The organism is Lyngbya confervoides BDU141951, from assembly GCF_000817775.3.
GTDB lineage: Bacteria > Cyanobacteriota > Cyanobacteriia > Thermosynechococcales > Thermosynechococcaceae > Lyngbya > Lyngbya confervoides.
Map to the genome: position 1 here is coordinate 1 of NZ_JTHE03000092.1, position 2168 is coordinate 2168.

Annotated in this window: 2 protein-coding genes and 2 pseudogenes; all 4 read right to left on the minus strand. The window is 48.0% G+C overall.

Going from position 1 to position 2168, the window contains the following annotated elements:
* Positions 1-567: pseudogene (locus tag QQ91_RS16265) on the minus strand (hybrid sensor histidine kinase/response regulator); the annotation flags it as partial.
* A 737-nt stretch (positions 568-1304) separates the two neighbouring features.
* Entirely contained in the window at positions 1305-1628 is a 324-nt protein-coding gene (gene grxD, locus QQ91_RS16270; RefSeq protein WP_039728777.1) for a Grx4 family monothiol glutaredoxin, read from the minus strand.
* 54 nt (positions 1629-1682) lie between these two features.
* Positions 1683-1943, minus strand: coding sequence for a BolA family protein (locus tag QQ91_RS16275; protein WP_039728776.1), 261 nt, complete (start codon positions 1941-1943; stop codon positions 1683-1685).
* Positions 1944-1999: 56 nt separating this feature from the next.
* Positions 2000-2168 (minus strand): annotated as a pseudogene (locus tag QQ91_RS21685) (tetratricopeptide repeat protein); the annotation flags it as partial.

Consider the following 2168-nt stretch of genomic DNA (forward strand, 5'->3'; position numbering starts at 1 on the left):
GAAAAAGACAAACGCCGCCAATATATTGAACAGGGTTTGTTGCAGCGACAGGGCACTCCAAGTTTGAGGTCGACCTAGCCAGCGATGCAGCGGTGTATAGGTCAACAGCAGACTAGCCACTAAGGCATTGAATATGCCATTGACGGCCTGCTTGAGCATAATAATTTGGGCCTGAGTCGGCTCGACCCCCAACACCTGGCGATAAAATAGCCAGACCAAAGGCATGCCAATGGCAATCCAATAAATCCAGTTCAGAATGGCTAGATTAAGTTTGTAGCGCTCGTAGAGTAAACCGACAAAGAGAAATTCGCAGGTAAAAATTACGATGGCGTAGGGATGATGCCAAAGAAAATAGGTGACGCTGGCTGAGGCGATCGCGGCAATTAGGCCCCACCGCCAGCCATAAAGACACAGCACCAACCACACTGCGATCGAGCCAAATAAAAAATCGATATTAAAGAAAAATGACCAGCGCCAGTAATTTCCTAGCACTCCCAGCACCATTAGCCCTGCCAAGCCAAGGGTTTCTCGTCGCCAGGTATGGGAGATCGGCCACCTCAGTAACATCGTTAATCGCTCCTGATTGATGGATGATGGAAAGTGCGGTGAACTTTTCTAGTATTCAGATCGGCAAGACATTTGTAGTGGAGTCAGCAGAATGTCGTTAGCCCCAACTCTGAATCGACGGTGAGAATTATTGTGGTGGCGCTTCCCTCAAACCTCATTCGAGGCAAAGCGCAGCCCGAGCAGCAGCTTCAAGCGCAAGATGTCAGTACTCCGGCCCAACTCTAGTTCCCAATCGCGAAGTGGTTTAAGGGTTTTCTAGAAATGAATCTTCCCGCATCAGTTAGTGTCGAGGCAGGAGATCCAACTGGCTTTATTCTCGCATCGGGTTGGATTCCCTGACGTTAAACACCCCCTACATCCAGACGGTTACAGGAAAATTTTGTTGTAGAGATCTCCTTATCACGCCGCTAACAACCGCGATCCCTCTTTACGCTTGCTGGAACTCATCAGGCCAATCAATCCCTTAATACATGCACCATTTTTGAAGATTACCCAAATACTGATACGGCAAAATCATCCTGTTGTTGATTTGTAATGCACAGACTAACCAGTGCGACACACTTTCAGCTGATCCTAATAAAGACAGGGTTTGTCAGAGGTAAGCGTTTCTTGAGCGGTTCATCTCTCAGGAGAACGTGAGGCAAAACTAAATTGCCCAGCTAGATTTGGCATCTGGCTGGGCAGGCAATAGTCGTAATCAACGACCAGAGTTCATATTTCAACAAGAAAATTAGAGCTTATGAAGCCAGTGCAACTTCCACGGTCTCTTGTAATTGTCCGTTCTGGTACAGTTCAATCAAGATGTCAGAGCCCCCGAGAAATTCACCGTTCAGGTAAACCTGGGGAATCGTGGGCCAGTTGGAATATTCTTTGATGCCCTGGCGCACGTCGTAGTCAGAAAGCACATCAAACGTCTCAAATGGGACGCCCAAAACATTCAAAATCTGCACTACGTTGTTGGAAAAACCGCACTGGGGCATCAACTTGTTGCCCTTCATAAACACCATGATTTTGTTGTCATTGATGAGTGTTTCGATGCGTTCTTGAACCTCTGGAGCCATGGGAGATTACCTCGTCGTTGGAATGCAAGTACAAAGGGAGAAAGGACTTAGCCATTAAGCGCTCTGGCTAACTTTTGACCAAGTTTCTGGCGTGTAGGTCTTCAGTGCGAGGGCGTGAATTGCCTCGCTAGACATCGCTGATTGCACAGCTTTGTACACTAACTGATGTTGCTGTACTAAACTGCGCCCGGCGAACGCTTCTGATACCACAGTGACTTCCAAGTGGTCGCCTCCGCCGGTCAGGTCGTTAACCTGCACTTCGGCATCGGGCATGTCGGTTTGAATCATTGATATGACTTGATCGGCTGTGACCATGCATTTCCTCTGATGAACGGGTGTTTGCCCTAGTCTATCAAGTTAGTTTTCCTGACTTAATTAAATTCGTAGGGGGCTTCGACAAATCCCATTTCAAACAGTTGTTGGTATGCCTGTTCGCCCAAATCCCGCGTGGGTTGCTGACTCCGCAATACTTCCATCAATAGGGGAATGGCTTCTTCGGGTTGACCTTGGCTGCGATAGATGAGGGCGAGTTGATAGGTG

Coding starts and splice junctions, on each gene's coding strand:
- grxD (WP_039728777.1), bottom strand. CDS start 1,628: ATGGCTCCAGAGGTTCAAGAACGCATCGAAACACTCATCAATGACAAC.
- QQ91_RS16275 (WP_039728776.1), bottom strand. CDS start 1,943: ATGGTCACAGCCGATCAAGTCATATCAATGATTCAAACCGACATGCCC.